1 protein-coding gene and 3 pseudogenes are annotated in these 3715 nt (G+C 64.9%); 1 reads left to right on the top strand and 3 read right to left on the bottom strand.

Going from position 1 to position 3715, the window contains the following annotated elements:
* Together QOI01_RS28640 and QOI01_RS28635 are read right to left on the bottom strand one after the other, a co-directional pair.
* Positions 1 to 126, bottom strand: a pseudogene (locus QOI01_RS28640) (DUF4185 domain-containing protein); the annotation flags it as partial.
* A 51-nt stretch (positions 127 to 177) separates the two neighbouring features.
* Positions 178 to 1953, bottom strand: a complete 1776-nt coding sequence (locus QOI01_RS28635) for a hypothetical protein (protein ID WP_526386526.1) — start codon at positions 1951 to 1953, stop codon at positions 178 to 180.
* Positions 1954 to 2219: 266 nt separating this feature from the next.
* On the opposite strand from QOI01_RS28635, the pseudogene QOI01_RS28630 reads away from it, so the two are divergent.
* A pseudogene (locus QOI01_RS28630) lies at positions 2220 to 3343 on the top strand (IS110 family transposase).
* A gap of 238 nt (positions 3344 to 3581) precedes the next feature.
* On the opposite strand, the pseudogene QOI01_RS28625 reads toward QOI01_RS28630, so the two are convergent.
* A pseudogene (locus QOI01_RS28625) lies at positions 3582 to 3715 on the bottom strand (DUF4185 domain-containing protein); the annotation flags it as partial.

Genomic DNA, 3715 nt, shown 5'->3' with positions numbered 1-3715 from the left:
CTCGACAGAGTCGGTGTCGACGTGCAGGGCGATCGGAGCGAAGTGACCGCCGAAGCCAACGCCTTGGCCGGCGAAGCTGTCGCCGCACACCTGCAGGATGCCGCTGGGAAACTCCATGAACTCGCACCCGCTGGGATCGGGCGCAAGCGGATCAGCGCGCGCCACGGAGATTGATCATCAACGCCGCAAGTACACCGTGCATGGTGCCCATCCCCCCTTGCAGAGAAATTGCGGCACGAATTGTTCGGGATGACGCTGCACCACTGATCCGGCGATAGAGTCGTCGCCCACGATGAGCATCGCAACGTTTGGTGCCAGAACGATGCTCTCGACGGATGCATAGTCGGCGTCCATGGGGACGAACACCACTTTGCGGGAGAGGTCGAAAGGCCATGCCAGGTAGGGGAACTCGGCGTAGTGGTCGACCACGGTAACCATTCCCTCGTCGACGTGAGCGATGGCGTCGCGATAGGCGGAGGCAGATCCTGCGGCGCCTACGGCACCTTGCCGCTGTTCCTGCGTCATGCGCACGTAGTGGTGCAGCTTGGGGCCGGGACCCGCCAAACCCAGATATGCGATGAGTAGATTGCCTGCCGCCGCCAGTGCCAGCGCGCCGAAGACGGTCGCGCGCAGTCCGCCCCGCACGCGCGGATGTTCGATCACGGGCATTGCGAACGCGAGGGTCAGACCCGCGAACGCAAGCACGTACCGGGCCACTGATGGCTCAGGCGTGGCCAGCGTGGCTACGAAACACAATGCGACCACGGGCGATCGGCACCGGACGACGCGTACGGCGGCGAACGGCAGCGCAAACAGGAAGATCAATCCGAATCCCCCGACGTGCATGTCGAACACTCGCTCTGGCGGAATGATCGTCGTCCAAGATTCAGCCAGCCGTGCGAACATGCTGCCATCGCGCACCCCGCCGGCATCGAGTAGGCCGCTCATCGCCATTGTGCCGGGTAGATGCAGCGGGCCGAGATCGACGTGCACCGGCCAGATCGGGTTGGCATGTTGGACGATGTTGACGACATAACACTGAGCTCCGAGAGCGGCAACCGCGGTCCAGGCGATTGGCACCATCGCGCCTAATCCCGCTCGGACAGCGAGGACTGTCAGCAGCGCAAGCAACACTGCCGCGCCAACCGGAGCCTGCGGTTTGGTACCCAGGAAAAGCCCGATGGCGACGGCGGCCAACAAAACGCGAGTCCGGTCGAGGGGCGAGAGCACGAACGCGACCGCGGTGAGGAGCAGCGCCGCTGACGCCCCATCGATGTAGTTCGTAGGCAACTGCAGGAGTACTGCAGGCAGTGTCAGCCAAGCCGCGCCCGCCGCCACCGCGTGGTCTGGGCGGGCGCCTTGGTGGTGTGCTGTTGTCGCGATGGCAACGGTCCCGAGCAGGCCGAAAGGCAGCTGAGCCAAGTCGATCAGCCGATCGTCGGGCAGCAGGGCTCGCCAGGCGATGTACGCGCATTCAACGACATGTGGATAGGTGGACAGGAACGGCACGTCAGTTGGGACGTCGGCAAAAGTCCCGTTCTGCAGCACGAGGTTGACATAGGGCAGGTGGTAGAGCAGCGCGTCCCACTGCCACACCGGCAAGTAGTAGGCCGCCACCACCACGAGGCCCAGAGCGACGGCGGCAACCAGTAGTAGCGGCGCCGTTTCGCGGCTGTAAGCGGCGCGCCACGGCAGCCGCCATGGCGATTGTCGCGCCCGGACCGCCAAGACGACGGCCAGCGTACTCACCGCCAGAGCCGCCACCAGGACCGGTGTAGTCAGCACGCCGAGCGCGCCTAGGAGTGCGACGGTAACCACGACGAGCGCCGTGGTGAGCAGCCCGCCGGCCAACAGACGTTCAAGGCCGTCGGCGCGAGGGAGGATCAGTGCGCCCATCCCGAGGATCAGCACGATCGCGAGTGGCACACCGACAGGAAGCAGGCCCCACGCCACCCGCACATCGTCTCACGGACCCACGGGCCTGGCTACTGGTTGACATTTTGCTGATCTGGCGCTCGTAGCGCAGACTACAGGGACCGCATCGCACGCGCCTTTCGGGACAGCCGCGACGTGAGAGCCATCCGAACGCGACCGGAATTCCGAGGGCGCCTGCGCACGCCGCACCCGACTTCCCTGCTAGACGGTATGGGGGCTGGGGCCTCGCTCACATTTGAACGTGGGTTGCCGACAAGAATTGGTCCTGGCCGGTAGTCCCACAGATGTGGGAGGCCCCAGCGAATGTTCAGCGCACAAGTGTTGGGTTGGATGTGCACGCACGTTCGCTAGTAGCGTGTGCGTTGGTGGGGACACCGGTGAGGTGTTCCGGCGACGGTTGACCCTGGATCGCGGGGAGATTCTGGCGTGGCTCGGAGATCTGTCTGGCGCGGTGGCGACGACGTATGAGGCGAGTCCGACGGGGTTCGGCTTGGCCCGAGCCTTGACCGCAGCGGGGATCAGTTGTGAGGTGGCCGCACCGTCGAAGTTGATCCGCCCATCCGGGGATCGAGTCAAGACCTATGCCCGTGATGCCGCGCATCTGGCCAGGCTGCTGCATCTGGGCCAGATCACCACAGTGAGGGTCCCCAGCACCAACCAGGAAGCAGCCCGTGCCTGCCCGCGAGGACCGCCGCGGGGACTTGATGAGCGCACGGCATCGACTCTCGAAACTGCTGCTCCGTGAGGGCATCGTCTACTCCGGTGGCCAAATTTGGAATGGCCGACATGAGTCGTGGTTACGCGCTCAGCGGTTCGACGACCCGGCACTGCAATTGACATGTGATGCGATGCTGGCCTGTCCGGAGCGACGTAGTGGTCTCGATCATGCGATCACGAAGCCGGCGGCCGACGGTGAGTTCACCCCGGTCGTGACCGGTTGGGGTGTATCCGCGGCGTCGCCACCTTGACGGCGTTCGGGCTGGCGGTGGGGATCGGCGAATGACATCGACTGACCGGGCGCGCCATCGGTGCCTACGTCGGGTTGTTCCCAGCGAGTATTCTTCGGGACCAGCCGCGGGGTGGGGTGACCAAGACCGGCAACGGACACATTCGCCGCGCTGGTCGAGGCTGCCTGGCACCACCGCAGCCGGTATCGGCCCGGAGCCGAGCTTCGACGCTGATGGGATCTGGCCTCGCCGGCGGCCCGGGCCCGGGTCAGGCCGCCAACCGGCGCCTGCACACCCGCTGGGTCAGCTTCGATGCCCGCCGAAACGCTCCATGGTTTGCCAATGTGGCAATCGCCAGGGAGCTGGCGGGCTGGTGCTGGTCGTTGGCAGTCATGCCTGACCAACCCATCCACGATCGTCCAGATGAGCAACGCTGCGGGGCGACAAGCGTCCTGGAGTGACCCACGATTCGACTATGAGCAATCGGTTGTCACACAAATGATTACGCTCGATGCTAGACCCGCTGGCCAACTCCGATCCGAAGGTCCGTCCTGCGGTAATTAACCCGCGTATTTCAGACTGACACGCGTCAACACGACACGCTCGATCCACAGCGAAACTCATCTGGTCAGGAGCGGCGGCCACGCTGACGGTCGCGGCCGCCGCTTCACCCTGCCCCTTGACAAACTGGCCCAAATATCAGGGTTTGAGCGGGTTCACTGCGAACTGGATCACCCGGTACGGCGCATTGTCGGCCCGCGGCAGCGTGTTCCACTGACTGACGAACACCCGCAGCTCGTCGAGCGTGGACCCGGGTGAGATGTAGCCACCGT

It is taken from the genome of Mycobacterium sp., assembly GCF_032162605.1.
Taxonomy (GTDB): domain Bacteria; phylum Actinomycetota; class Actinomycetes; order Mycobacteriales; family Mycobacteriaceae; genus Mycobacterium.
This window is presented reverse-complemented; position numbering and strand designations above follow the sequence as displayed.